The organism is Oleidesulfovibrio sp. (assembly GCF_047973035.1).
Lineage (GTDB): Bacteria > Desulfobacterota > Desulfovibrionia > Desulfovibrionales > Desulfovibrionaceae > Oleidesulfovibrio.
In genome coordinates this window covers 18,777-45,028 of record NZ_JBKEBF010000031.1, presented here as the reverse complement: position 1 = coordinate 45,028, position 26,252 = coordinate 18,777, and the positions used below count along the sequence as shown (strand labels likewise).

Here is a 26,252-nt window from a genome sequence, read left to right as displayed (position 1 = left end):
CGCTCCGGCAGCTGGCCGGAAAGGATTTCAGGTTGTTATGACACGTACTTCTGTTTTTACAACTTCTTTTACTGCGCAGGACGATGTGCGGGGTGTTGTGGTTGTGGACTCCATTCTGAACGGTACGAGTTCGGGAGGTGTGCGCATCACACCTGATGTTGATGAGCGTGAGGTGGCAGCTCTGGCTGCCGAGATGACATATAAATATTCTTTTTTCGGTTTGCCCCGGGGCGGAGCAAAGTGCGGCATTACCATGCCTGCCGCTTTGCAGGGACCGCAGAAACTGGCTGCTCTGGAAGACGTCGGCCGTCATCTGGCACCGTTGATAAGAGCCAATATATACAACCCCGGCATGGACATGAACTGCGGGCCGGATGATTTGCGCGCCATCTACCGTGGTGCGGGAATTACCCTGGGCAGACTGACGGATACTTCTTTGTACACTGCCGTATTTGCAGCAAACGCAGTTATTGCTTGCCGCAACGTGATGCAGGGGCAGGATGCACCACCCACTACCATTGCCATAGAGGGTTTCGGTAATGTGGCAACGCATCTGGTGCAACTGCTACCGCAAAAAGATTTTCGTATTATCGCCGTGTCGACAGCCTCGGGAGCTGTGGTGAATGAGCAGGGATTGAACATTGATGAATTGCTGACTATGCGCGCCAAGCATGGCGATGCTCTTACCGCACACGTTGCAGGTACGCAGCTTACGCCCAAGGAAGCTCTGCTGCATCTTGATGTGGATATTCTGATACCGGCAGCCCGCGTGGGCAGCATTGATGCTGATAACGTTGCGGGTGTGCAGGCAAAGCATATCGTTCCTGCAGCCAATGCACCATGTACGCCGGCGGCATTGGATAATCTGTTCGAACGGGGTGTGACTGTGCTGCCCGGTTTTGTCTGCAACGCAGGCGGGGTGCTGGGGTCCTCGTTATTTGACCGTGGTGTACCACATGCACAGGTGCAGGATATTGCTGCCGGCCCATACCGCAATGTTATTGAAACGTTGCTGCGTCAGTGCCTCCGGACAGGGCAATCTGCCGGAGAGCTGGCAACTGCAGTGGCTGAAGCCCGCTATCAACGCGCAGCAACACGAACTGCTTCCATGAATTTTTCAGACAGATTGAAGCGGCTTGTCATTCGTAAGTTTGCGTACCGTATACCAAAGGTGCGCCGCTGGCTGGAAGGTGATGTGGCAGCCGTCTGTATTGTCGACCTGACTGCTCTGGCAGATGAACTGGCCTCATTATAGCTGAAAATTGCATGTGGTTTTATATGGTTTTGTAAGGAGTACACATCGTGGAGCCCGTAGTCAGTGTGATAATGCCTGTATACAACACCGAAGCCTATCTGGCTGAGGCCGTTCAATCTGTATTGGATCAGGATTTTACAGATTTTGAATTGCTTGTGCTGGATGACGGTTCTCCCGGTGATGCCGGTGCCGTACTTTCACAGTTTGATGATGCGCGCATCAGGTATCTGCGGCATGAAAACATGGGCCCCGGATACACACGTAACAGAGGTATACGCGAAAGCCTCGGTCGTTATGTGGCCTTTCTGGACTCTGATGATGCATGGATGCCGGATAAACTGTCCAGACAAGTGGCATTGCTGGATGCACAGCCGGAGTATGACGTTGTGTACACGCAACGTCGGAATATGGATGCTGAAAGCCGCCCTGTCCACGGGCATACCCCGCGCCTGCATAGCGGCTTTGTGTTGAACGAACTCTACGTTGATAGTTTTGTGTGCATGTCCTCCACCATGGTGCGGCGCAGTATTTTCGAAGACGTCGGCTATATAGATGAAACGCTACGCATGAGTGAGGATTTTGAATTCTGGCTACGGGTGGCATGCCGCCATCGATTCCTGGCAATTGATGAGCCGTTGGTCCGTTATCGTGTGCATGGCGGGCAGGTTTCGCAAAAAGTAGCCGAACGTGTGCGCGTTGTGTGGGAAATCCGGGCAGATTTTAACAAGCAGTCCGGTCAGTTTGTCAGCAGGCGTGCGCGGATGCGTGCCCGGGCTCTGCATTTTGCCGGCAGAGCTACAAGAGCTGCTGCGGCAGGCAATAAAGGGCAGGCCGTCTGGTTGTACTTGCGCGCCTTGGCACATTACCCGCCTGATGAACCGGCATGGCGGGGCCTTATTAAGACCCTGCTGCCACAGGTGATGCTGCGTTCGATGCGTAAAACACTTAAACGTGAGGGCTCGGTATGATCTGCGCAGCTTTGCCTGCGGCAGCTGCTTCATTGCAGGCCACAGATGAAAGCAGACGTATTACCGTGATTCTGCGTTATGATGATTGCAGTGCTGTCAGCCCGACTGACATTGAACTGCGTGTACTTGAGAGTGTCAGACGGCACGGGCTGAATTGCGTTTTTGCTGCAATCCCGCAAGTCCATGTACATGATAGCGGCTATAAAGGTGTGCAGGCGGCGCAAGGCGCTGACGAACAGGAAAACTGCGCGGAAGAGGTCACTGACGTACGTCCTCTGCCGCAAGAAAAATCTGCCCTGCTGAGAGAGTTTGTCCGGTCCGGAACCTTGGAGATAGCTCAGCACGGTTATGAGCATCGCAGGTTACAGAATGCTTCTGTGCGAGGTGGCAACACGGAGCTGTTTGGCAGAGGGCTTGAGCTTCAGCGGCAGATGCTTGCCAGCGGAAAAGCCGCTCTTGAAGAGTGGAGCGGCCGGAAGGTTACTTCCTTTGTGCCCCCGTTCAACAGTTACGACAATGACACTCTGGCAGTGCTGGAAGAACTTGGATTTTTGAATTTTTCTGCGGGGATGCTTGATGCTGTTCCTGAATATTGCAAGTTGTCTGTGCTGCCGCATACATGCAACTTGCTGCAGTTGAAAGACGCAGTTGCAAGAGCCCGTGTATCTTCATCTGCACAGCCTATGGTAATGCCGTTATTCCATCCGTTTGACTTTACAGAATATGACAGTCGCAAGGGCTGCATATCGCTGGATGAGTTTGATTCGCTCATGGCATGGCTTGCCGCTCAGCATGATGTTGATGTGGTTACCATGCAGCAGGCAACAACACAGGGAAAGAACGGCACAATGACCGGCAACGCGGTGCAGACAGATGCCTCTGCTGTGTCACTGTATGATGTGACACGACATATGGCGCACAGGTGCTTTATGCTGTTTTCGCTGCACCCGCGGGTTGCTGCCTCTGCTGTTCCGGTCGGTGCGAGGCTGGTTCTGCCCCAGCCGGAAGAAGCTGCTTTTTTAAGGCTGCGCCTGCTGCTTGCCACTATTGCGGGGTATCTGGTTGCATTTGTTATGGGGCTTGTTGCGGGCAGGCTCAGTGGTACGCAGACTTTGTTTGAGCCGCAATGGGTTGCAGGGATATTGATTGTTGTTGCCGGCCTCTGGTGCCTGATGCTGTTACGCCGTCGTTCTGAAATTTATTACAACGCTGCACGGCTTACTGTGTTTTTTTTCAGTTGTATTGCCGGAGTACTGTTATGAAAACAGCACCCGCTATCAGTGTGATTATTCCCGTTTATAACTACGCTCACATGCTGTCGCAGGCATTGGACTCTGTGAAGGCACAGACTTGGAATGATTACGAAGTGATCGTGGTGGATGATGGTTCGACAGATAATACTGCTGACGTTGTGAGCGGGTATGGGGACAGCGTACGATACATCTACAAGCAGCGCGGCGGTGCTGCCAGTGCACGGAATGAAGGCATCAGGCAGGCAACGGCCGGAATTGTAGCATTCCTTGATGCTGACGACGAATGGGTGCCGGAAAAGCTGGCTGTGCAGATGGCTTTTTGGGAAGCTAACCCCCAGTATGATATGATTTACTGTGACATGCAGCATGTTGTGCGTGGTGAAAAGGTACACCACTCGTATCTGCATGAGCGTGATTACAAGTACTTCGGCAGCGGCTGGAAATACACTGACCTGCTGCATGAAAGTTTTGTGTTTACTCCGTCCGTGCTGGTACGCAAACACTGTTTTGATGTCGTAGGGTTGCATGATGAGACCCTGCTGACATGTCAGGATCTGGATATGTGGCTGCGTATTGCGCGCAGTTTCCAATTAGGTTTTGTGGATGAGCCTCTGGTTATCCGGCACGAGCATGGCCACAATAATACGCTGAATGCCGAGCGGTTTCATCTGAACCAGATTAAAGTTTTTTTGCGTAACGAGGCGGAAAGCGCGGATGAAGAAGTGCTGGCTGTGCTGCATAGCAGACTGTACATGCAATATTTCGGACTGGGGTATTTTTACTTCGGTCAAATGAGAATGACAGAATGCAGGACAGCGATGCAGCAGGCTATACACTACGGTGGCTTTAGACGGCAGGCACTGAAGTATTATGTACTCAGCCTGATACCGAAGTTTGCTTTGCGCATTCTGGGCAGGGCTACAGGCAGGGGGCCCTGTGCGTAATATGGTGCTGCCTGCAATGCTTGCGGGCTATCTTTTTCTTTTGATTTTTCGTCCGTACGAATTCTGGCCCATTCTGGGAACGTTACGCATCGAACGTGTATACATGCTGGCCTTTATGGCTGTAGCTTTTCTTACTCCGAACAAGCGTTTTATCAGCAGCCCTGTTAATTATGCTGTAGCCGGATTTTGTATGGCACTGCTTGTTTCCGGCCTCGGGGCGTATAATGGAGAAGCTGCCTATAAACTTATTGAAAATTATCTGAAATTCATCATTTTTTATGTAATGGTGATTTTATCTGTCCGTAATGAAAGAGATTTTCGTTTTATTCTGTTTGCGTTCATTGCCATTATGGGAGTGTATGTAGGCAAGTCTATGTGGGAATTCTTTCTGCATGACAGATATGTGTATCGCATGGGCATCAAACGTCTTGTGGGCGTGGACATAACGTATGGAAGCCCGAACGCCTTTGCTGCCAGCATCTGCTATTCGCTGCCGCTGCTCTGGGCTTTGTTGCGCAGCCAGCTGGGAACCAAATGGTTGCGCAGAGGATTGTGGGCGTATGGCGGCATGGCGCTTGTGGCGATTCTGTTCACCGGTTCCCGTAGCGGTATGGTTACTGCCATTCTGTTTTTTTTGCTGGTTCTGCTTGGTTCTTCCCGCAAATTCATCGGCATATTTGTAATGCTGGCAGGTTTTGTCGTCTCATGGGATTTTATGCCCGATTATCTGAAAGAGCGCTTTCTTTCTACTTTCGGATACGGCGATGTTACCGGCGGGGCTGTGGAGTCTGCCGAGGGACGAATGGAAGGTTTTAAACAGGGGATGCTGCTTTTTAAAGAGAATCCGTTGATCGGCTTTGGACCGGCTAACTTTCCTTTCGGGTGGCCGGGCGAAGAAGTGGGGCATAACGCGCATAATATATACGGACAGCTTGCAGGCGAGTTGGGGCTCGCCGGAATTCTCTCTTTCGGTTCATTGCTGCTGATTATTTATCTGACAACCAGACGTATCCAAAAAAGGTTTCCCAAGGTGATGCACGCACTTGCGCTTCAGGCTGCCGAGGATGGTATTGTGCAGAAAGAACGTGCGCACTCTTCGGCCGCGCAATCTTCTGTCTCCAAGTCATCTACCTTATCTCGGAAGTACCGGATGAAGGGAGAGCCTCCTGCAAGTCGGAAAGACGATGATACCGAACCGGAACATGATCGGAGTAGAGAACACTCCGTCAGTCCTAAGCAAAGAGAATATGCTTTGCATGACGAGGCGGCGGATGGGCAAAGACATGCTCCGCGCTATAGAATGAAAGGTCAGGGGCAAGGCGAACAGGCTTTGGCAGATGACGCTGCTACATCTGAGGTTGCAGGAAATTTACGGGGGACTGCAGCAACTGTGACTGTATCCAAAGACCGTCGTAAAAAGCGTAAGCCTCTGGGTGCTCCTTTGGTTGCCATGCAGCATCTGGGTTTATACCCGCTGGTGGCACGGGCAATTACGCAGACCATAATTCTGATGCTTTTCAAGGGGTGGGCTGACCACAACCTGTACAGGTACTCTTGGCTCTGGCTGGCGGCATTAACTATTCTTACAGCACACTTTTTTACGCAGGAGGTTCGCCGTTATGCCAGGTCGTAAGCAGCTTCTTACTGTTGTCCGGTGGCCTGTAGGTGGCATCCGCACTTATATGCGTTATGTGTACGGTCACATGAGTGATGCATGGCGTGTAACTATTCTTGCTGTCGACACACAAGAGAGCGAAGCCTTGAAGCATGATGCACAAGCTATGGGCGCGGAACTCATTTTTTGCGGGCACGGTTGCCACCATGCAAAAGGCCATCTGCCGCTTTTGCAAGCGACCTGGAAACTGCTGGCGCAGCGTCGTTTTGACCTTGTGCAAAGTCAGGGGTTTACAGCCGCCACAATGGTTGGTGCAGCAAATATGTTTTTCAGAGTCCCTCATGTACTGACTGTGCACGGAGTGCTGGAAGAGCGTCTGCTTACTGGCTGGAAAGGGCAGATTAAGAGGACAATAGCTAACCGTACAATTTTGGGAGCGGATATGGTGTACGGGGTCGGGCGTGATATTCTGGAGCATCTGCATGAGCAGGTGCCGGGGTTTGATCCGGATGGCCCCAAGGCCACAGTAATTCCCAACGGCATTGAAACTTCATTGTATACAGTCACCGATGCAGTAAAAGGGGCTTTTCGTAAAAAAGCCGGACTGGCGACAGGGCAGTTTGTTTTTGGCTCGCTGGGGCGTTTTATGCAGCAGAAGGGGCTGGATTGCCTGATAGAGGCTGTAGCAACACTTGACGCCATGCGAGGCGGGGCTGACGCATATTCGGTAGTTGCAGTGGGCTCCGGAGATTACCAGCATATGTATCAGGAATTGGCAAACCAGAAAGGGGTGGCGCATCGTTTTGTGTTTATGCCCTTTCAGGCTGATGCCGCAGAAATTTATTGTGATCTTGACGCGGTTGTGATGCCGTCCAGATGGGAAGCATGGGCACTGGTGCCGATGGAAGCCATGTGCAGCGGAGTGCCTTTGATTGCCTCAGACTGTATGGGATTGCGGGAAGCAACGGCAGATACGCCATCCCTACAGTTTCCTACGAATGATGTGGAAGCGCTGGCAAATGCAATGGCTGCACTGCTGGATGATGACGGTTCCATTAGAAAATCTTTCTCAGACTTCAGGCCGGAAGCCGTACGGCGGTTTGATGTACAGCAGACTGCCCGATGTGTGGAGGAGCTGTTTGATGGAATGTTGAAGGGTTAAAAAGCCCGGCAGCATGAATTAGTTGCAAACGGCTTGTATGATCTGAATTTGCGGCACGGCACGATACGCATAAACGAGGGGAGCACGCCTTCGATCAAGGGGAACAGGATGGATGCTATACGTGAAATACGCGATACCCGCTGGTATCTGCTGTTGTTTCTGTTGCTCATTGCAGCGGTATACCATGGCATAATCTATGACATGGTCATGGACTGGGAGCGCGACCCGAACTACTCCCACGGCTTTCTTGTACCTTTTATTTCCGGCTACCTGTTGTGGTTGCGGCGGGATTTGGTGCGTACCAGTCCTGTGGCTCCCGCAAACAGCGGTATAGCTATTCTGCTTTTCGGCATTTTCATGCTGCTTCTCGGGTACGGGGCAACAGAATACATGACTATGCGTACTTCCATGCTGGTGATTACGGGAGGCATGGTTGCCTTTGTGTACGGGTATCCGTTGCTCAAAGCCGTGCTTGTGCCATTGGGGTATCTGTTTTTTATGGTGCCCATTCCCTACATCCTGTACGACGCGGTGGCTTTTCCCCTGAAGCTGTTTGTTGCCAAGGTGGCAGTGTTCGGTCTGAAGCTGTGCAACCTTCCCGTACTGCGTGAAGGCAATGTGATCATTTTTCCCAACATTACGCTGGAAGTTGTGGATGCGTGCAGCGGTATGCGCTCATTGATGAGCCTGCTGGCTCTTTCCACTGCATACGGGTTTATGTTTTTGAAAAAGCCGTGGCAGCGGGTGATTATTGTCATCGCCGCCGTGCCTGTGGCCATTGCTACGAATGTGTTCCGCGTGTTTGCCACGGGTTTTCTTGCCCGGCATGTGGGGAGAAAAGCAGCGGAAGGATTTTTCCATGACTTTGCGGGACTGGCTGTTTTTGTAACGGCAATGGTGCTGATTGCCGCCATCGGCTGGCTTCTCGGCAAGGGAGGGCGCAATGCGGGTTAGGTTTTTAGTAGTCTATCTGCTGGTGGCGCTGGCCGGTGTTTTTATTCACACGCATGCGACCAACTCTGTTCCGCCACACAGGGCTCTGTCTGAAGTGCCTGTTGCCATAGGTCCTTGGCGGCTTCTGGGGCAGAGTTCCTTCAGTAAGGCTGTGCTTGAACTGCTGCGTCCTACTGATTATCTGGTCCGCCGTTATCAGGATGCTTCCGGCGGAACTGTGGACCTGTACGTGGGCTACCACGGAGGCGGAAAAAATGACGGTGGTATTCATTCACCCCGCAACTGCCTGCCGGGTTCCGGATGGTATGAAGTTTCGTCGTACCCCATGCAGGTGCAGACTTCTGTGGGAACAATTGATCTGGTTCGTGCGGAGTATGCTTACGGAGAATATACGACATCGTTTTATTATTGGTTTGACGTTCGCGGGAAAAGTCTGACTGACGAGTTTGTGCTGAAATGGGCGGAGCTTTCCGGCGGGCTGCTGTACGGCAGAAAGGATGCCTCTTTCATCAGAATTTCCGTACCTCCGGATGTGCCGGAGCCGGATGCTGTGGCAAGCCGTTTTATCAAGGACGTATATCCTGTGCTTAATACCTTTCTGCCGCGATGATGGTGTACTGCTGATGGTGATGATCTAGGAACAGCTACTATGGGACTTGTTCTTTTTTCTGTTCTGGGAGTGCTGCTGGCGGCGGCGTATTCCGTTTTTGTTGTCCGTACGATGGGCGGTAAAGCCGCGTGCTCTGTGCTGCCCGCCGTCGGGGTTACCGTTGCCGCTGCCGTTATCGAAGGCTGGATGCAACATGCTCCTGATTATGGATACACGCTGCTCCATCCTATGATGATAGCTCAGGCGTTGCTTTGTCCTGTATGGCTTTTATACGGCTTGTCATATGCACGCGGTTTTTCGTGGGGCAGTTTGTCTGCCCTAAACAAATTGATGTTGCTGTTCTCATGTATCCCCCTGGTGCTTGTGCTGTTGCTGCCTGTGTCGCGCTTTTTGTTTTCGCCGGACTATACTCTGGAGCAGGTTCTTTATCTCGAGCCGCTGGCATTTTCGTTTTATCTGCTGCTGGTGCTTTTTTTACTGGTAGCGCTGGGCAACCTTGAAGCAACGTTGCGCAATGCGCGTCATAGCGTACGCTGGCGCGTAAAGCTTGCGCTGGTCGGCGGGGGCACTGTGTTGATGGCACATGTGCTTTTTTACAGTCAGGGGTTGCTGCATCGAACGCTTGATATGAACTACGCGGGATTACGCACCGCAGGCACCATGCTTGGCATTGTTCTGCTGCTATTTGCAGAGCTGCGACGCGACAGCGCTCGCGTTACAGTGACGGGGCGTTTTGCATTACGTTCTACTGTGGTGCTGCTTGGTGGCTTGTATCTGATCGGGCTTGGGGTGGCGCGCGAAGGGGTCCGTCAGTTCGGTTCCGCCTTTGAACGACATGCAGGAATCGGGCTGCTGTTTGCTGTCGGTGTGGCTGTTGTGCTGGTTCTGCTTTCTGAACGGATGCGCAGACGTCTGCGTATCTGGATGCAGCGCAATTTTTATCAGGACAAATATGATTATCGCAGCCAGTGGATGGAATTTACTGCCAGACTGTCGGATGTGCGCGATACCCGTACGCTGATGCGCAATGTTCTGCTGCATTACTGCGAGGTCTTCGGCTTTGTGGGCGGAGCATGGCTGGCTGTTGATTCGGAAAACCAACATCGCCTGATTGCAGGACATTATTACGAGATGGATGAGCCGGAAATACATCTGGATAATGTTGACTTTTCGCGGCTTACCAGCCTTAGCGTACCGCTTCCTGTAAATTCGCTTGATATGATTCTGCTGCGGGAAGATTCCGGCTTAGAGGACACTACAAAGCTACGTGAATTTCTGGAGCAAAGCCGTGCAGAAGTTGTGGTGCCTATCACGGCAGGTGGAACATTTGAGGGAATAATTCTGCTTGGGCCTGCCATTGACCGGTCGGAAGATTACGATACGGAAGATTTTGAGCTGATGGATGCAATGGCGCATGAGGTCGGACTTACAGCAAAAAGCTTTCGATTGGGTGATGAGCTTGCTGCCGCCCGTGAGATGGAAGCAATGGGCAAAGTAGCCGCTTTCGTGTTACATGACTTGAAAAATCAAGTGTACACTCTGTCGCTGATTGCTGACAACGCCCGCGACTTTATCAGCGAGCCGGATTTTCAGGCGGATATGCTCGAAAGTCTCGAGAATACAGTCACTAAAATGAAAGTGCTTATTACCCAGCTTAAGCACTTGCCTGATGCTGCAAGTCTCCGGCTGGCCCCGGTGGAACTGCAGGACCTGACGCATAAAGCCTGTAGTCAGGTGCCGGGTATCAATCTGGTTGTTCAGGGCGAGCCTGTTACTGTTTTGGTTGACGAAGAACAGATGGAGAAAGTGCTGGTTAATCTTTGTCTGAATGCAGTGGAAGCCGGAGGGCAGGCACCCGTAGTTGTGACGACCGGTTCGCATCCGCAACCGTTTTTTTCTGTTCGCGATGAAGCTGGCGGAATTGATGAAGCCATTTTGCGCAAAGGACTTTTCAGGCCGTTTCGCAGCACAAAACGCCGCGGAATGGGTATCGGTCTGTATCATTGCAAAAAGATTGTTGAAGCGCATAACGCTGTGTTGCAGGTTCAGAACCGGCAAGGCGAAGGCGCAGAATTTACCGTGTTTTTTTCTGGCGGCGCAACGACTCAGGATGCCGGAGGCAGAGTCGGTGACAGTCAGCATGATGATATGTAGCCCGCGTTTTGCGACGGCCCGGGGGTTGTCCGGCGAGCGGAGATAGAGGGATTTATGGGGAAGCTACTGATTGTTGATGATAATGAAGATGTGCGGCGCCAGTTGCGTTGGGGGTTGTCGCGTGAGCCGTATGAGTTGTTGCTGGCAGCCGATGGCGAAGAGGCTTTGAAGATTTTCAGGGAGCAGAAGCCGGGGGTTGTCACGCTGGACCTCGGACTGCCGCCAGACCCGGAAGGTACAGACGAAGGATTTCGATGCCTTGAAGCCATGGTGCAGCAGAACCGTAGCGCACAGGTTGTCGTGGTGACGGGCCATCATGATAAGGAAAATGCGCTTCGGGCTATCCGGGGCGGTGCTTTTGACTTTTGCCGGAAGCCGGTTGATCTGGCCGAACTTAAGGTTATCATTAACCGGGCATTTTATTTGAGCGACCTCAAATCAGCCGATCAGCAGGATGAACCTCCTGCGGGGTATACATCGCCGCAGGTTCCCCATTTTAACGGACTGGTTGGTGACTGCCCGGCCATGCGCAGCGTCTATGCGACCATTGAAAAGGTTGCAGGCTCTGATGCTCCGGTACTGATTACCGGAGAATCCGGTACCGGTAAGGAACTTGTTGCGCGGGCTTTGCACAGCCTCAGCTCTCGTCGTAAAGCCTCCATGATTGCAGTGAACTGCGGCGCCATTCCCGAAAATCTTATCGAATCCGAGTTGTTCGGCCATGAAAAAGGCGCATTTACCGGTGCGACAAACCGTGTGCAGGGCAAGGTTGAATACGCCGACGGCGGTACGTTGTTTCTGGATGAAATAGGGGAACTTCCTGCCCCGATGCAGGTGAAGTTTCTGCGGTTTTTACAGGAAATGGTTATTCAGCGGGTAGGCGGGCGTAAAGATATTCCTGTTAACTGTCGCATCATTGCCGCTACGAACATTGATATTGAAGAGGCAATGAGACAGGGCACGTTCCGTGAGGATTTGTATTTCCGCATAGGCGTGGTGACAATCAAACTTCCTCCGTTACGTGATCGTGGAAGCGATGTCATGCTGCTGGCAGAACACTTCCTGCAAACCATTTCTGCTCAGCAGGATACCAAGGTGCAAGGATTCTCATCCGCAGCGGAGAAGGCCATGTTGCATTACACATGGCCCGGTAACGTACGCGAACTCGAAAACAAGGTTCGCAGAGCCATTATTCTGGCAAGCGGGCAACGTATCGGGCCGGAAGATCTGGGCATAGAGACCGATGGCTGCGAGTCGACGGCTGAATCCTGTGCAGGGGGCATCGGCGGCAGTAACAGAAAAACGCTGAAAGAAGCGCGGAATGCTGTTGAGCGGGAAATGGTTGAAAATGCATTACGCGTCTTTTCGGGCAACATCGTACAGGCGGCCAAATCCATCGGGGTAAGCAGGCCCACATTCTATGATTTGCTAAAGAAGCACGGCCTTGACGGGTAATTACGTGAGCTTTGCCTTGTTCTGGCATGCTACGTACCGCATTGAATCCGGACCTGTTTTACTGACAGGCTGGCTCTGAAACATGAACGTCTGGCAGGTCGTTGACCTCCGGTGGGGATATACACGTGGAACCGATTATTACCGTCGAAAATCTTAGCAAGCTTTATCGTCTGGGCCTGAAAGGCGAAATGCATGACTCACTGGCGGAGGCTCTCATTTCGTGGGTTAAGGCTCCGGTAAAGAACTACAAGTTGCTCCGCTCGCTTAACACCTTTGGTGATTCTGTGGTTGATGACGATGAAAGTGTTTTGTGGGCTTTGCGGGACGTTTCCTTTGATGTGCGGGAAGGTGAGGTGCTGGGAATAATCGGTCGTAACGGGGCTGGCAAAAGTACTCTTTTGAAAGTTCTTTCACGCATTACCGAGCCGACCAAAGGCAGAGTGACTATCAATGGCCGTGTTGCAAGCCTGCTGGAAGTTGGCACGGGGTTTCATCCCGAGCTGACGGGCCGCGAAAATGTTTTCATGAATGGCAGTATCCTTGGGATGAAAAAACACGAGATCAGTGACAAGTTTGATAAAATTGTCGAATTTTCCGGTCTTGAGCGGTTTATAGACACACCGATCAAGCGATATTCATCAGGCATGGTCATGCGTCTTGCCTTTGCCGTGGCAGCACATCTTGAGCCGGAAATTCTGATAATTGACGAAGTGCTGGCTGTCGGGGATGCCGCATTCCAGAAAAAGTGCCTTACAAAGATGCAGGAAGTTGCAACCGGCGGGCGTACAGTGTTGTTCGTCAGTCATCAACTGAATTCTGTAAGTGCCCTTTGTAACAGAGTAATTCATATGGATGCCGGTTGTATTATCAACAATGGTGATACCCGTGAAGTTATCGACAGTTATCTTACCAGTTCCGGCTTTGGTGTGACTACGGAACTGCATAATCGGAAAGACCGTTACGGCGCAGGACATGTCCGCTTTGTAAACTCATGGATTGAAGATGCTGGTGGTGGAAAACTGGCCTCAGCAACTGCAGGAGAGATGGTACGCATCGCTCTTGAATATCAATCGTTTGTAGATGAGAACTTCAAAGACGTAAAAGTGTACTTGTGGTTGTATAATATGCTTAATAATCCTGCAGGATTCTTTAGTAATGTATACTCTGATAACTATTTTGATATAGCTGCGCATGAAAATGGTGTACTTTTCTGCTCAATACCGCGTATAATGCTTAATAACGGACGCTATTACTTCAACTTGAAGCTGGAAGCTCAGGGGCGTCAACTGGATTTCATTGAAAATGCCGGCTACATGGAAATTGAGGCCGGCCATGTTTACGCAAATGGCAAAATGCCTGCCGACAAGTGGCTATATCTGCATGAATACGACTGGGGCGGTAAGCTTCTGAAGTAAGTCAGAAAGGCCTCCGGCGGCATAACTGCTCCGGAGGCCCTATGTTAAGTTCTGTATACAGACTTATTGGGGGGGGCTTTCGATTAGTTGCCGGACACTGCGTCCGGCTTTTGCGTTTAGTACGGTGCAGTGCGCGTGACGTGCTTGTGGTTGCACCTGCTTCGCCGGGTAGTATTGGTGATGAGGCTATGCTGCATGCGTTGTGCAGCGCACTTTATCGTAAAGAGTTACGACCTGTTGTCGGAGTAGCGTCGGAAGGAGATAGCTACAAAACAATAGGCGTTCATGATACGTATCCGCTTTATCGTTACCATAGCCTTGGCAGTATTTCTGACCGCCTGCGTCTGGTCTTAAGTCTTACGCGGTTTCGTGCTGTATATCTGATCGGTGCGGACTGTATGGATGGCTTTTACAGCGAGTATGACAGTCTTCGGCGGTTACAGATTGCCGGCCTTGCTTCTGTAAGCGGGGCCAGTGCTGTTATAACGGGTTTCAGCTTTAATGCTCAGCCTACTCCGCAAATAGTTGCGGAAATGGCGGGGCAGCCGGAAGGTGTAACTCTCTATGCCCGTGACAAAGAGTCACTGAACCGCCTGCATTTTCATGGGATAACCAGAGCAAGGCTGGTTGCTGATCTTGCATTTTTGTTGGAAGCCGGAATTACAGAAGCGCATACTCAGGCGGCTGTCGACTGGAGCCGTGAAAGGCGATGTTCTGGTCGTACTGTCATAGGTGTAAATATTTCCTTTATTCATACTCTTTCCAGTGACGTATATTCTCCGCAGCGCATAGTCGACTGCTCTACGCAGTTGATTGAAGCAGTTGCTGCTAAATTTCCTCTGACTTCTTTTATTCTTATTCCGCATGACGTGCGGGGTGAACACAGCGATGCAGCCTTGTTGCAGCGGGTGTATGAACGCGTTTCTGCATACGATGTGTTTATGTACCCGCCGCCTCTCCATGCCTGTGACATTAAAGCGTTGGCTGCCCATCTGGATATGGGGCTGACAGGCAGAATGCATTTCGCCATTGCCTGTCTTGGAAGTGGTGTGCCAGTTTTTTGTCTGGAATATCAGGACAAGTTTTCTGGTCTTCTTGGTTTTTTTGGTCTTGAAAGTGAAGCGTTGCCTGCTGCAACAGCTTTTAAAAGCGAGGTGTTGGCTGAGAAATGTATGAATATGCTTGAGCGCCTTCCTGAGGTGGCAGCTCAGGTAACCTTGCACCTTGATGAAGTGAAGCAACTGTCCCGCCGAAACATGGAGGGCCTGCGATGAGGTCCCTTCTGATTGTCCCTTCATACCCTTTTCCTGCCACAAAAGGCGGAACACAGCGCTCTGCCTGCTTTGCCAATGAACTTGGGCGTTATGGTCCTGTTGATTTGGTTTACTACTATCCATGGGATGATATAATAGAGCTTCATCCGGCAGTTAAGAATATTTACTACTTTCCTAAGGCAAAGTGTGATGTCGAGGGAGGACTATGCAACCTGCCTTTGGCAAAGAAAGTACGTCGCTTATTGAATTTTCGTCCATGGAACCTGGACGAATATACAGTCTCAACAGGGCAGTCTCTCCTCCGAATGATTCTGCATGAAAAGTATGACGTGGTTGTATGCAGGTATATCAATTCTGCTTGGGGATTATGGAGTTTGCCGTCTTCTGTTCGTAGCAGGGTCGTTGTTGATGTTGATGATATTGTTTCTGTCTCGCTACATGCCGCACTGCACGGCAGAGAGCGCGGAATGAAAGCATTAAAAAATGTTGTAGATCTTTATTTTTTAAAGCATCATGAAGAGCGTTGCAGAAAATATGGAGCAACGTTTGTCTGCTCAGAGCAGGACAAGGTGCATCTGCAGCAGAGAGGCGTTTTTAATGTGCATGTTGTGGGCAATACGTTGCCGCCACATGCGTTGAACCCCGTGGAAACGGAAGGCTATCCGCGTAGGCATTCTTTGCTTTTTGTCGGAGTACTCAACTATCAGCCCAATATTGAAGGCATCAGATGGTTTGTTAATACCGTTTATGAACCACTTAAGCGTGAAGAACCAGATCTAACGCTGACCATTGCAGGCAGGGACCCCGTCCAGTCTGTAAGAGAACTGGAAGCGTATAACGGTGTTCGGGTGCTGGCAGATGTGCCTGATTTGCGTCTGGTGTATGAAGAATGCGGCGTTGTCATTGTACCCTTGTTCTCCGGAGGAGGGACTAGGATTAAAATTTTGGAAGCCGGAGGACTGGGCCGCCCTGTAATTTCCACTCCACTGGGGGCGTTCGGACTTGGATGCAAGCATCATAAAGAAATTTTGGAATTTGATTCCGCGGCTTCTTTCAGAACTGCGTGGTATTCTCTTGCTGATGAGAATCTGTACCAAGCCTTAGTCCGTAATCTCTCTGCTCATATTCTAACTCACTTCTCGCCGGAGACATTCCGTAAGCAGTTTGAAGCCTGTCCTGTAATAGCAAAAGCCATCAACAAGGGGCTACATCTTGATACCGGTAAGTGTGATCATTCCCACATACAATCGTAAAAAGACTCTGTTTCCGGCCATTCATTCTGTATTAAGCCAATCCGCACCTGCTGTTGAAATAATCGTGGTGGACGATGGTTCTGTTGATGGTACCGCTCAGGCTTTTCAAGCCGCGGGACTACCAGATAATGTCCTCTACATCCGGCAGGAAAATGCCGGTGCGGGTGCTGCACGCAACAGAGGCTTACAGGAAGCATCCGGCGAGTGGGTGGCCTTTCTTGATTCTGACGATATCTGGCGTTCCGATAAGTTGAAGCATTTTGTTGAGGAGTTGGAACGTACCCCGGATATGGATTTTTACTACCATGCCAGCTCGTACGCCGTGGATGCACCGGTAGCGTTAAGTCTTCCGGCGCAGACGCTTGCTTCGCGAAGGAACAGGTTGGATTTGCTTGCCGGTTTTTACAGCCGCACCCCGACAGTGATGGTTCGCATGCAATTGCTGAAGGATTGGGGGTTGCAATTCGGCACAAAAAAAACATGTGAAGATTACTACCTCTTTTGGCGCGCCGTGGCCGTCGCAAAGCATATCGGGTATTCCCCTGCGATAGATACCATCACAATGTTCGCTGATAACAGCATCACAAAAAGTGCTGATTTCAGCAGGATCGTGGCAGACCAGTTTGATACAATAAAAGCTGTAATCGGCTGGATGTGCGATAAGGAACTGGAAAGCGAGCTTATTGAACAGATGCAGTGGCTGGCACGTTGGCAGTATAAAAATTTGCTCTCGTACCTGCTCCTTTCTGGAAGAATGTTTCAATTTTTCGAAGGATTATTCCGGCCTCCCCTAAACTTGGGAGGGACAATATGGTTGAAAACTGTTGTTCGTGCAGTGCTGGACTGTAGTGTTAGTGAAAAGCGAGACTGGATAAGGCGGTATGCAACGCGATGACCTCCCGATATTCTACCGACCGGAATTCTCCGTTTTTTTCGGTTATTATTCCAACCTATAATCGCAGGCAGTTTTTGTGCGATGCCATCGATTCCGTTCTGGAGCAGACTTTTGTTGATTTTGAATTGATTGTGGCTGATGACGGCTCCACCGATGGAACGTACGAAATGATTTGCAGCAGTTATGATGATCCGAGGTTGCGTATTCTGCGGTTACAAAACAGTGGCGCCAGTGCAGCTCGTAATGCAGCTATGCAAGAATCCTGCGGCAGGTGGTTGGCATTTCTTGATTCCGACGACACGTGGCTGCCTCAAAAGCTGCAACACGCTGCAGAATTTATTGCAGATGATCGGGGCGATTTTTTGTATACCGGTGTTGCTCCTTCAACTGACTCGGCACAGCAGGACTATTCTCAAAATGAGATAACAGCGCGTTCAGCCAAGGAGTATCTGTTCAGCGGATTTGCCATTAAAACCTCTACAGTTGTGGTTCGGCGTGACAGCATTGCAAATCCGGCAGCTGAGTTTGGCGTACAGAAAACCTGTGGCGATTACGTTTTTTTTTGGAAGGCGCTTTGTCTGTGCGAGCGGGTGGCGTTTATGCCGTACAGAGATACCGTTATCCGTGTATCCGGAGACAACCTGACGCTTTCACATAATCCTTCAGCAATGCTTGCAGATGAGCTGAAAGCAATTGACGCTGTTTCGGCATGGTTTGTTGAACATGCTTTGTGTACTGGTTACCGATTAAAGCTTGCTGATTTGCGGTATTGGCAGGTCAGATCACTGTTAGCGGCATGTCTGTTGTTCGGGCAGTTTGGTTCTTTTGTCCGGCATACTGGTGCTGCGTTACGGTGTTATGGCCTGGGGAAAGGTTGCGGGCTGGTTGCCCGCGCCGTCTATCTGACTTTTTTTGCCGGGCAGAGAAGGTGGCTGAAAGGCTACGGGAGAAGGCAATATGGTTCTTGACGGGGGACTCGGCGCGTTACCTGCCGTTTCGGTTATTATTCCTGCGTATAATGCGGCGCTGTTTATCAACAAAGCAATTGATTCTGTATTGAGGCAGACTTTTACAGACTACGAGCTTATTGTCGTAGATGATGGTTCTGTGGATGGAACTGCTGAAGTTATACAGGCTTATGGCTCGAAGGTTCGCTATGTACATCAGAAAAACGGCGGCGTTTCGTCTGCCCGTAATAAGGGGATACATCACGCAAAAGCCCCTTTTATAGCCTTTTTAGATGCAGACGACTACTGGCACGCGCAGAAGCTTGAGAAACAATATGCTTTCATGACACGTAATCCTCATTTCGCGCTATCATATACTGATATGGAACACCACGCTGAGGGGAAGGTTATCTATCCATCCTATTTACATAGTGGAAGGTATTCGCATCTCGGAAGTGGGCGGCTGTACCGGAATCTGATGTATGAAACATTTATTTTTGTGCCCACTGTTATGGTAAAGACGGAATGTTTCAATACTGTCGGGCTGTTTGATGAGTCGTTATCTAATGCAGAAGATAAAGATATGTGGCTTCGCATTGCAGATAAGTTTGAAATAGGATTTCTGGATGAGGCGTTAACCGTGCGAGTGGAAACCGGGACGGGAGCGACCTCAGATGTTCTTGATTTTTTAAAAGGCCAGATTACACTTTTTGAAAGAATATTAGATAACTCTAGAGATTACGAGCGGATAAGTATTGCGCATAAGCGGCTAAGTGTTCTGTATTGGCACCTCGGGTATCATTGTTTTACATCGTCCAATATGTCCGGATGCCGCAATTGTATGAAAACAGCTCATAAATTTGGCTATGGATTTTGGCCTACAATGAAATACTGGGGATTATCATTTCTGCCTGAGCGTGTTTTGTCCCGATTACGGGGCAAAGATTGAAAAAGCGTGAACGCCATTGCCGGGATGTGGAGAATGCAATGAACAGAATCATAGCTCTGTTTGTCCTTGTTACAGTGGCAGTTTTTTTTGCTTTGCAGGCTGTTGCAGCTGAATACGGTCCTGCGCAGCCTTTTTCTGTTGAAAATCTGGAAGCCCAATTGCCGGTGAAGGTGACGCCTCCCAATAAGTTCGGCTTGTACGGCGATGACACATGGGTAGGGGCAGGGCAGAAGTATGTGCCTGTTAAGTCGCGAAAAAATGTTGTGGAAATTACAAAGCCAGGTGTTCTCAGCAAGGGGGATACGGAATACAGGCTGATGAATGATGTGGTTGCGGACGATACTGCTTTTGTCATTAAAAATCACAATATCACGTTGAATCTGAACGGGCACACCGTTACGTATGCTAAAAATCCCTCAACGGACGAAAGTTACGGCGTTCATATAGCAGTATGGAACTTTAAAGATGTTGCTGTGCTGAACGGCCGGATTATTCAGGCTGAACCTTATGCCCCCGGTGCGCAGGGGAAACGCTGGGAGACTCCGTATGGAACCGGCTGCAGTGCTGTATGGGGGCGTTCCACCCACAATTATGAGATTGCGGGCCTGTATGTGGAATACGGTGGGGATGACACCGCCGGAATTAATCTGTTTGGCGGGGGGCATCACATCCATCATAACACCATTGTTGATCGTGGAACGGTGATCTCAAACAGGCACAGGGGGTTGGCAGCCATCGAAGGGGTGGGGCGTACAGGCTGGCGCATGCATCATAATTTGATAATCGGAGCGCGGCATAACGGTCTCAGGGCCGGAGAACGTGCTGAAATTTTCAATAACATTGTGTACCTGGATAGTCATGAGACGAACTCTGCGGGTGCATCCGGCAGAGGGCCAATCTATAATAATAAAGTGATCGGAACAGGAACGCACCCCATTGGCTTTTATGTGCATAGCCAAAGCGAGAATCAACTAGTTCAGGTCTATGACAACTATGCACGCGTCCAGTGTACCCGTGAAAGTGGAGAATACGGAATAGCCGGTGCCGCGGCCTTACGCTATCAGACTCACGGCAGGCTTGAGGTACGCAATAATACGTTTATCCTGCATGCCGATTCAAACTATGGCGGAACGGGGTTTAATAGCTGGGGCCGTACCGTGTGGGCCAGCATTATCAAGCCTGAAGGAAAAGCTTTGTTCGAGGGTAATCTCATTCTGGGACTTGCCCGTGAAGGAAAAGGCAAGGCCCCCGGAGTGGCGGTTGTCGCTTCCAACGTGACGCCTGAACTGGTTTTTAAGGGAAATACCATTTCAAGCACATGGGCCCCTGTACTGTTGGCAGACAAATATGGTCATGCTGATGGGTTTGCCACCTTCGACAGCAATACCATCATTAAGCCCGTGTATACGCCGGAGTATGCCACTGTCCGTAGCGAGTATTCTTCCAGACCAAGTACAGCTTCTTTTTTTGATACCAATTTTTTAGGCGGGGCTTCGTTTGCTGATATGGAGCTTGAGCTAAGCGGCAAGGCTTTGAAGGAAGTGCGCATAGGATGGAGAAATACATTTATTGTGCAGGATGCAGCTGGCAAGCCACTGACAGGAGCGCAGGTTCGGGTGCAAGATGCAGCGGGGAATACCGTGTTTGCAGGGGCGACAACCCGTGATGGCAAAGTCGAAGCACCACTTGTTGGTTATGCAGTTACCAACAGGGATCGTAATGCTGTTACTAAGGTTGCTGGAAGCTTGTTCGATTTGGAACAATGGAAGGAAGACTGGCCGCCTTATTCCGTAACTGTAACGATCGATAATCATAGCAAAACATTGTCCGTTGCGGCAAAGGAAGGTGCAGTGCATACTGTGGTTATGCCGTAGAGAAATTTATGGCTGCAAACTTTAGTTTGCATAAGAAAGCGGCTCATCGTTGCGATGAGCCGCTTTCTTATGCGACTGTGTGAAATAAAGAGCGATTTTGAGGGCATCCACTTGAGCCAAAAAAGAAGGAGTCTGTAAAACAGACTCCTTCGTAGCACTCAATGGTGCCGGGGGGGAGACTCGAACTCCCACGGGGGAACCCCCACTAGACCCTGAACCTAGCGTGTCTACCAATTCCACCACCTCGGCATCAGAAGCGAGCAAGCATTGAACTTGCGTCGAGGAAGTGTGTTTATATGGATTGGAATCTCTTGGCAAGCATTTTTTTATAAAAAGTAAAAAAAGGTTTAAGTGGGACAAAAGCTGCCTGCTATGCTAACTGTAGTTGTCAGTTGCCAACGCCGGTATGCGCAGTTTGCGTTGTGGCTGAAGCTAAGAGTGCGCTCTGTAGGCCGATTCTGTTAGGGCAGCAGGTCTGGCACGCTTCTTGTTACAAAAGTCACAACGCCTTTAGGGTGCATCCTGGGGGGTAACCCTGTTGGACGTTCAGAGGCGAGTCACCAAACAGTTTTAAGGAGGATTAGGCTCTCATGGCGGATCAAAACAGCAATGTGGTTGTAGACAAAGGTCAAAGCCGTTTGTCTGACCTGTGGACCAAGGAAGATTACTGGGCTATCTGGCTTGGTTTTCTGGTGATTTTTGTATGTCTTTTTGCATACTTCAACTTCGGACCCAAAGAAGAATTTTCTCAGAAGATTGCAAAGTACAATGCAATCCAGCAGGAAGAAGCTGCTAAGGCACCTTTCAAGACTCTGGAATGGTACAAGGCTCAGGACGGCAAGAAAAAGCTCAAGGCTTCTTCTTCCGGCTTCGGTAAGTTTGTAAAAGAGTGGACCGCTCGTCCCAACTCCTGGAAGACTAACCCCCTTGACGCATTCATGATGAGCGAGGCAGCCGCCAACGCCAAGAATGAAAAGGGCAAGCCTGCTTACGAAAAGGCCAAAGCTGCTACTGCTGCCGCTTTTGCTGAAGCCAAGATTGCTCAGGAAGCCGCTGCAGCAGCCAGCTTCCAGAGTGCAGATCTGAACGCTGCCGCTCAGGCTAAGATTGCTGACTGGCGTGCAGTTGCCAAGAAAGAAAGCAGTGCCAAGAAGAAAGTTTCTCACAAGCCTTACAACGTAATTCCGACTCTGATCGGGCTGTGCGCATTCTTCATCGTATTCTTCGGCATCGGCATTCACTTTATGGGCAAAAGTGTTTCCGGATTTGCCAAAGGTTTCGGCATCGTATTCCTTGTGTCTGTGCTGGCGTACACCCTTGGCGCTCACAGCATTTCCAAGCAGTACGGTTTCGGCGCAGAAGCATGGGGCGTTCTGCTGGGTATGCTGATTGCTAACACCATCGGTACCCCCAGCTGGGTTAAGCCCGCATGTGAAGTTGAATACTTCATCAAAACCGGCCTTGTTCTGCTTGGTGCAGAAGTTATGTTCAACAAGATCGTTGCTATCGGTATCCCCGGTATCTTCGTAGCCTGGGTAGTTACCCCTGTTGTTCTGATTTCTACCTTCATCTTCGGCCAGAAAGTGCTGAAGATGCCTTCCAAGACTCTGAACATGGTTATTTCTGCGGACATGTCCGTGTGCGGTACCTCTGCTGCTATTGCTACTGCAGCTGCCTGCCGCGCAAAGAAAGAAGAACTGACCTTGTCCATTGGTCTGTCTCTGGTGTTTACCGCTATCATGATGATCGTTATGCCTGCCTTCATTAAGGCTGTGGGCATTCCGGAAATTCTTGGCGGCGCATGGATGGGTGGTACCATCGACGCAACCGGCGCTGTTGCCGCTGCAGGTGCATTCCTCGGCGAAAAAGCCCTGTACGTTGCTGCTACCATTAAGATGATTCAGAACGTTCTTATCGGCGTAACCGCATTCGGCGTTGCAGTGTACTGGTGCACCCGCGTTGAAGTGGAAGCTGGTAAGCAGGTTGGCGCTGCTGAAATCTGGCACCGCTTCCCCAAGTTCGTTCTGGGCTTCATGGCTGCTTCGGTACTGTTCTCTGTCCTTGATACCAATCTGGGCAGCGACCTTGGCTACTCCATGCTTGATCAGGGCGTAACCCGCGGCGGTAGCCGTCTGCTCCGCGGCTGGTTCTTTGCTCTGTCCTTCGCGGCTATCGGTCTTGCTACCAACTTCCGCGAACTCGCCCACTACTTCAAGGGCGGCAAGCCCCTTATCCTGTACGTATGCGGTCAGTCCTTCAACCTGATGCTGACCCTTACCATGGCGTACATCATGTTCTACGTAGTATTCCCCGAGATTACCGCGCAGATCTAACGCCGGCATCGTACTGACAAGAGAATCCGGGGGGAGAGGTTTCTGCCTCTCCCCCTTTTTGTAAAGGACTTCTGAAATGACTGAAAAAAGTTTTGCCCAAGGGTTGCGTCAATTAATTTTCTGCCTTGCTGCAGCCTTGTTGTTCGTATATGGCTTCTTGCCGCTGCTTACCGACTCGGTGCCGATTTTGGGCAGAATGTCGCATTACCTTAATGAAAACGGTATTGATCCCACCCGTTATTATTTTACCGACATCGAAGCAGTGACGGATGCGGAGAATCACATGGAAGAAGTCATGATGAATGTGAAAAAGCCTGCTTTACCCGGTGAAGAAGACTAGCGGATGGATGCTTTTTGGCGTGAAAATAGTGACCGCTGAAAACTGTTGAACATAGCTGCGTCAGCAGCTAATAAACCGGCCACTCTGTCGACATTGATCCTTTTAATAAGGCAATGGCGGCTGCCACGGACACGCATGCACATTCACAAACCGACTAGTCTGCAAGCTAAATTTCTTACAGGTCTTGCCGCGGCATCCCTGATTCTGGGGGTTCTTTTTGCCAGCGGTTTTTACCTGCACATGCGCAACGTGCTGGAAGAAGAGGTACGCGATAAAGCCCGCCTCATCTTTATGCACGTTGATTCCGTTCAGAACTACGTCCGTCAGGTTCTGCGGCCTACCATGTACGAGCGCCTGCCTGAAACGTTTGTAATTCAGGCCATGTCGTCTTCTTTCATTTCTCGCAGTGTCATGAGCAGGCTGAACGACAGTCAGGACGGAACCATCTACCGCCGTGTAGCCATAGATGCCCGCAACCCCGAATATGAAGCTAACGAACGAGAGCTTCAACTCATCGACTATTTCAGAATGAATCCGGAAAGCGGCTTATGGCACGGTTACAAGACCATTGACGGAGACAAATACTACGTCATGGCGCGCCCTGTCCGCTTTGTGGAAAGTTGCATGTACTGCCACGGCAGCCCCGAAAATGCTCCTGCTGACTTAGTCCGTATGTACGGTAACAGAGGCTTCGGCAAAGAGCTGGGAGCTATTGACGGTGTGGACTTTGTGGGGCTTTCGGTTGACGGCAGCGTAGGCCGTCTGCAAGGAACCATTCTTACCTATCTCGGCTTTTTTGTTGTCGGGGCTATCATTTTCTTTTCTACTACCAATCTGCTTTTCAAGGTGCTGGTTGTGAACAACCTGAAGCGCCTTACCAGTGTTTTCCGCCGTAACGTGGCAGATGCAGAAGGAACCGCTTTGCTGCGTAAGCTGGAGCAAGGCGACGAGATTGAAGAGTTGGTGGAAGGCATGGAGCAGATGGGCGAACATCTGTATGAGGCAAAAAGCCAGTTGCAGCTCTATGCCGAGAACCTTCGCGGCATGGTAGAGCAGCGGACTCATGCGTTGACGCGTGAGGTCGATGCCCGTCGGGCGGATGTTTCGCTGTTTGTCAGCCTGCTGTCTGATATGCGCAGCAGTGCTTCCCGTGCCGAACTGTGGCGACTGGCACTGCCGCAGATATGCAGGCGGTTCAGAGCGCAGCATATCGCGTATGTGTGCACGATGGCGTCGCAGAATTACTTTTCATGGCCGGATGGAATGGGCAGGCCGGAACTGCCCACTGATCTGGTTGGTGTTCTGACGTCCGGCGCATGTGTGGTTCAGGGAAACAGAGCATATATTCCTGTTGAATCGAGCGAGGGAAATGCCGAGGGCATCCTGTGCATCTTCTGGGATACCGAAGCAGAAGCAAACACTCATGACCGCGCTGTGTTGCAGGCATTGGGGCGTCAGCTGGGAACTGTGGCAGAAAATATGACTGCCATTGACAGCCTGATGCGTCAGATGACTGTCCTCCAGACCATTGTTGAGGGTATCTCGGACCCGCTGGTGCTGATGGATTCAAATTGCGCAGTGCTGACTGTGAACGATGCCGCGCGCAAGCTGACGGCCGAGCTCACCGGCGGTAAGCGGTCTGACGGCAATCTGCTGCCGCTTTTCTTCGGCGTCGATCGCGAGTACTGCCCCATGGTGGAAGCAATCAAACGCGGCACACCTGATTTACGTGAAGTTACCTTGCCGTGCGCACGGTCATTTTCGTTGTCCATGTACCCTGTTCAGGCAAAGGACGATAAGACAGGACGGGTGGTTGTCTACGTACGTGAGACCACCATGGAAAAGCGAATGATGGTGCAGGTGCGTCAGGCAGAAAAAATGGCCACGGTAGGCAAGCTTACCGCTGGTCTTGCGCATGAAATCAACAACCCGCTCGGTGTTATTCTGTGCTATGCCGAGTTGCTTAGACAAAATATTTCAGACCCGCAGCAAGGGGCCGATCTGGATGTGATTGTACGCCATACGCGTCAGGCTCAGCGTGTTCTGCGGGACCTGCTTAACTTTGCACGCCCCAAGGCCGCCGGATCAGGTCTTGCCGATGCGTGCGCCGTTGCGGCTTCTGTAACAGAAGTGTTTTCGGTGCAGGCTTTGAAGAAAGGCGTGACCCTGTCACTCAATTGTTCGGACAATCTGCCCAAAGTGCGCATCGGCCTGAACGAGCTTGAACAGGTGTTAGGCAATCTGGTGCTTAATGCGCTTGATGCTGCACCGGCACAGGAAGGCGAGATTATGGTTTCCGTAAGCCAGCGTGAAAATACCATGATTGCCATTGAAGTGGCGGACAACGGCTCGGGAATCGACGCAGAAGACCTGTCACATGTGTTTGACCCGTTTTTCTCGACCAAAGAGACAAATGCAGGTACCGGACTGGGACTGACAGTTGTATACGGCATGATTACAGACGTAGGCGGTACGGTTGAAGCCGGTGAATCCGAAGAGCTTGGCGGCGCTTTGTTCACTGTGTTGCTGCCATCGGAAAACACCGTGGAAGCACCGGAGGCTTAGGCAAGCCTTTGCACCGTGCCCGTTTTAACAGGAGCAG

General features: G+C 50.8%; 20 protein-coding genes and 1 tRNA gene. 20 read left to right on the top strand and 1 reads right to left on the bottom strand.

What is annotated here, in order from left to right:
• Nucleotides 1-37: 37 nt before the first annotated feature.
• The 17 genes from ACK5LI_RS09025 to ACK5LI_RS08945 all read left to right on the top strand — a co-directional run bounded on the left by ACK5LI_RS09025 (nt 38) and on the right by ACK5LI_RS08945 (nt 20,977).
• On the top strand, nt 38-1,255 hold the full coding sequence (locus ACK5LI_RS09025) for a Glu/Leu/Phe/Val dehydrogenase dimerization domain-containing protein (protein WP_416948414.1): 1,218 nt from the start codon (nt 38-40) through the stop codon (nt 1,253-1,255).
• Nucleotides 1,256-1,302: 47 nt separating this feature from the next.
• Nucleotides 1,303-2,223, top strand: coding sequence for a glycosyltransferase family 2 protein (locus tag ACK5LI_RS09020; protein ID WP_416948412.1), 921 nt, complete (start codon nt 1,303-1,305; stop codon nt 2,221-2,223).
• The gene (locus ACK5LI_RS09015) at nt 2,220-3,485 is read left to right on the top strand and encodes a DUF2334 domain-containing protein (RefSeq protein WP_416948410.1); all 1,266 of its coding nucleotides are present in this window, start codon (nt 2,220-2,222) and stop codon (nt 3,483-3,485) included. The genes ACK5LI_RS09020 and ACK5LI_RS09015 overlap by 4 nt, the downstream gene beginning before the upstream one ends.
• On the top strand, nt 3,482-4,420 hold the full coding sequence (locus ACK5LI_RS09010; protein ID WP_416948408.1) for a glycosyltransferase family 2 protein: 939 nt from the start codon (nt 3,482-3,484) through the stop codon (nt 4,418-4,420). The genes ACK5LI_RS09015 and ACK5LI_RS09010 overlap by 4 nt, the downstream gene beginning before the upstream one ends.
• A gap of 1 nt (nt 4,421) precedes the next feature.
• Entirely contained in the window at nt 4,422-6,053 is a 1,632-nt protein-coding gene (locus ACK5LI_RS09005) for an O-antigen ligase family protein (protein WP_416948676.1), read from the top strand.
• Nucleotides 6,040-7,197, top strand: a complete 1,158-nt coding sequence (locus tag ACK5LI_RS09000) for a glycosyltransferase family 4 protein (RefSeq protein ID WP_416948406.1) — start codon at nt 6,040-6,042, stop codon at nt 7,195-7,197. The genes ACK5LI_RS09005 and ACK5LI_RS09000 overlap by 14 nt, the downstream gene beginning before the upstream one ends.
• A gap of 108 nt (nt 7,198-7,305) precedes the next feature.
• A complete protein-coding gene (xrtA, locus tag ACK5LI_RS08995) occupies nt 7,306-8,151 on the top strand; it encodes an exosortase A (RefSeq protein WP_416948404.1) in 846 nt (281 codons plus the stop codon).
• The gene (locus tag ACK5LI_RS08990; protein WP_416948402.1) at nt 8,141-8,761 is read left to right on the top strand and encodes an exosortase C-terminal domain/associated protein EpsI; all 621 of its coding nucleotides are present in this window, start codon (nt 8,141-8,143) and stop codon (nt 8,759-8,761) included. Before xrtA ends, ACK5LI_RS08990 begins: the two co-directional genes overlap by 11 nt.
• A gap of 39 nt (nt 8,762-8,800) precedes the next feature.
• Nucleotides 8,801-10,915 (top strand): XrtA/PEP-CTERM system histidine kinase PrsK, encoded by a 2,115-nt coding sequence (prsK, locus tag ACK5LI_RS08985; RefSeq protein WP_416948400.1) that lies wholly within the window; start codon nt 8,801-8,803, stop codon nt 10,913-10,915.
• A 54-nt stretch (nt 10,916-10,969) separates the two neighbouring features.
• Nucleotides 10,970-12,370 carry a PEP-CTERM-box response regulator transcription factor gene (prsR, locus tag ACK5LI_RS08980; protein ID WP_416948398.1) on the top strand — a complete coding sequence of 467 codons (1,401 nt, stop codon included), beginning with the start codon at nt 10,970-10,972 and terminating at the stop codon, nt 12,368-12,370.
• 125 nt (nt 12,371-12,495) lie between these two features.
• Nucleotides 12,496-13,785, top strand: a complete 1,290-nt coding sequence (locus ACK5LI_RS08975) for an ABC transporter ATP-binding protein (protein ID WP_416948396.1) — start codon at nt 12,496-12,498, stop codon at nt 13,783-13,785.
• A gap of 41 nt (nt 13,786-13,826) precedes the next feature.
• Nucleotides 13,827-15,059, top strand: coding sequence for a polysaccharide pyruvyl transferase family protein (locus ACK5LI_RS08970; RefSeq protein ID WP_416948393.1), 1,233 nt, complete (start codon nt 13,827-13,829; stop codon nt 15,057-15,059).
• On the top strand, nt 15,056-16,312 hold the full coding sequence (locus ACK5LI_RS08965; RefSeq protein ID WP_416948390.1) for a glycosyltransferase: 1,257 nt from the start codon (nt 15,056-15,058) through the stop codon (nt 16,310-16,312). The genes ACK5LI_RS08970 and ACK5LI_RS08965 overlap by 4 nt, the downstream gene beginning before the upstream one ends.
• Entirely contained in the window at nt 16,272-17,207 is a 936-nt protein-coding gene (locus ACK5LI_RS08960) for a glycosyltransferase family 2 protein (protein ID WP_416948388.1), read from the top strand. The genes ACK5LI_RS08965 and ACK5LI_RS08960 overlap by 41 nt, the downstream gene beginning before the upstream one ends.
• The gene (locus ACK5LI_RS08955) at nt 17,204-18,175 is read left to right on the top strand and encodes a glycosyltransferase family 2 protein (protein WP_416948386.1); all 972 of its coding nucleotides are present in this window, start codon (nt 17,204-17,206) and stop codon (nt 18,173-18,175) included. The genes ACK5LI_RS08960 and ACK5LI_RS08955 overlap by 4 nt, the downstream gene beginning before the upstream one ends.
• Entirely contained in the window at nt 18,165-19,103 is a 939-nt protein-coding gene (locus ACK5LI_RS08950) for a glycosyltransferase family 2 protein (protein ID WP_416948384.1), read from the top strand. Before ACK5LI_RS08955 ends, ACK5LI_RS08950 begins: the two co-directional genes overlap by 11 nt.
• Nucleotides 19,104-19,141: 38 nt before the next feature.
• Complete coding sequence (locus ACK5LI_RS08945) at nt 19,142-20,977, top strand: hypothetical protein (RefSeq protein ID WP_416948382.1); 1,836 nt, start codon at nt 19,142-19,144, stop codon at nt 20,975-20,977.
• 162 nt (nt 20,978-21,139) lie between these two features.
• Here the strand turns inward: ACK5LI_RS08945 and ACK5LI_RS08940 are convergent.
• Nucleotides 21,140-21,226: transfer RNA gene (locus tag ACK5LI_RS08940), tRNA-Leu, on the bottom strand.
• A gap of 341 nt (nt 21,227-21,567) precedes the next feature.
• Here ACK5LI_RS08940 and ACK5LI_RS08935 point away from each other — a divergent pair.
• From ACK5LI_RS08935 to ACK5LI_RS08925, 3 genes are all read left to right on the top strand, one after another.
• The gene (locus ACK5LI_RS08935) at nt 21,568-23,310 is read left to right on the top strand and encodes a YeiH family protein (RefSeq protein WP_416948380.1); all 1,743 of its coding nucleotides are present in this window, start codon (nt 21,568-21,570) and stop codon (nt 23,308-23,310) included.
• A 76-nt stretch (nt 23,311-23,386) separates the two neighbouring features.
• Nucleotides 23,387-23,650 carry a hypothetical protein gene (locus ACK5LI_RS08930; protein WP_416948377.1) on the top strand — a complete coding sequence of 88 codons (264 nt, stop codon included), beginning with the start codon at nt 23,387-23,389 and terminating at the stop codon, nt 23,648-23,650.
• A gap of 135 nt (nt 23,651-23,785) precedes the next feature.
• Nucleotides 23,786-26,215 (top strand): c-type heme family protein, encoded by a 2,430-nt coding sequence (locus ACK5LI_RS08925; RefSeq protein ID WP_416948375.1) that lies wholly within the window; start codon nt 23,786-23,788, stop codon nt 26,213-26,215.
• The last annotated feature ends 37 nt before the right edge of the window (nt 26,216-26,252 follow it).

Coding starts and splice junctions, on each gene's coding strand:
- ACK5LI_RS09025 (WP_416948414.1), top strand. CDS start 38: ATGACACGTACTTCTGTTTTTACAACTTCTTTTACTGCGCAGGACGAT.
- ACK5LI_RS09015 (WP_416948410.1), top strand. CDS start 2,220: ATGATCTGCGCAGCTTTGCCTGCGGCAGCTGCTTCATTGCAGGCCACA.
- ACK5LI_RS09010 (WP_416948408.1), top strand. CDS start 3,482: ATGAAAACAGCACCCGCTATCAGTGTGATTATTCCCGTTTATAACTAC.
- ACK5LI_RS09005 (WP_416948676.1), top strand. CDS start 4,422: ATGGTGCTGCCTGCAATGCTTGCGGGCTATCTTTTTCTTTTGATTTTT.
- ACK5LI_RS09000 (WP_416948406.1), top strand. CDS start 6,040: ATGCCAGGTCGTAAGCAGCTTCTTACTGTTGTCCGGTGGCCTGTAGGT.
- xrtA (WP_416948404.1), top strand. CDS start 7,306: ATGGATGCTATACGTGAAATACGCGATACCCGCTGGTATCTGCTGTTG.
- ACK5LI_RS08990 (WP_416948402.1), top strand. CDS start 8,141: ATGCGGGTTAGGTTTTTAGTAGTCTATCTGCTGGTGGCGCTGGCCGGT.
- prsK (WP_416948400.1), top strand. CDS start 8,801: ATGGGACTTGTTCTTTTTTCTGTTCTGGGAGTGCTGCTGGCGGCGGCG.
- prsR (WP_416948398.1), top strand. CDS start 10,970: ATGGGGAAGCTACTGATTGTTGATGATAATGAAGATGTGCGGCGCCAG.
- ACK5LI_RS08970 (WP_416948393.1), top strand. CDS start 13,827: ATGTTAAGTTCTGTATACAGACTTATTGGGGGGGGCTTTCGATTAGTT.
- ACK5LI_RS08965 (WP_416948390.1), top strand. CDS start 15,056: ATGAGGTCCCTTCTGATTGTCCCTTCATACCCTTTTCCTGCCACAAAA.
- ACK5LI_RS08955 (WP_416948386.1), top strand. CDS start 17,204: ATGACCTCCCGATATTCTACCGACCGGAATTCTCCGTTTTTTTCGGTT.
- ACK5LI_RS08950 (WP_416948384.1), top strand. CDS start 18,165: ATGGTTCTTGACGGGGGACTCGGCGCGTTACCTGCCGTTTCGGTTATT.
- ACK5LI_RS08945 (WP_416948382.1), top strand. CDS start 19,142: ATGAACAGAATCATAGCTCTGTTTGTCCTTGTTACAGTGGCAGTTTTT.
- ACK5LI_RS08935 (WP_416948380.1), top strand. CDS start 21,568: ATGGCGGATCAAAACAGCAATGTGGTTGTAGACAAAGGTCAAAGCCGT.
- ACK5LI_RS08930 (WP_416948377.1), top strand. CDS start 23,387: ATGACTGAAAAAAGTTTTGCCCAAGGGTTGCGTCAATTAATTTTCTGC.
- ACK5LI_RS08925 (WP_416948375.1), top strand. CDS start 23,786: ATGCACATTCACAAACCGACTAGTCTGCAAGCTAAATTTCTTACAGGT.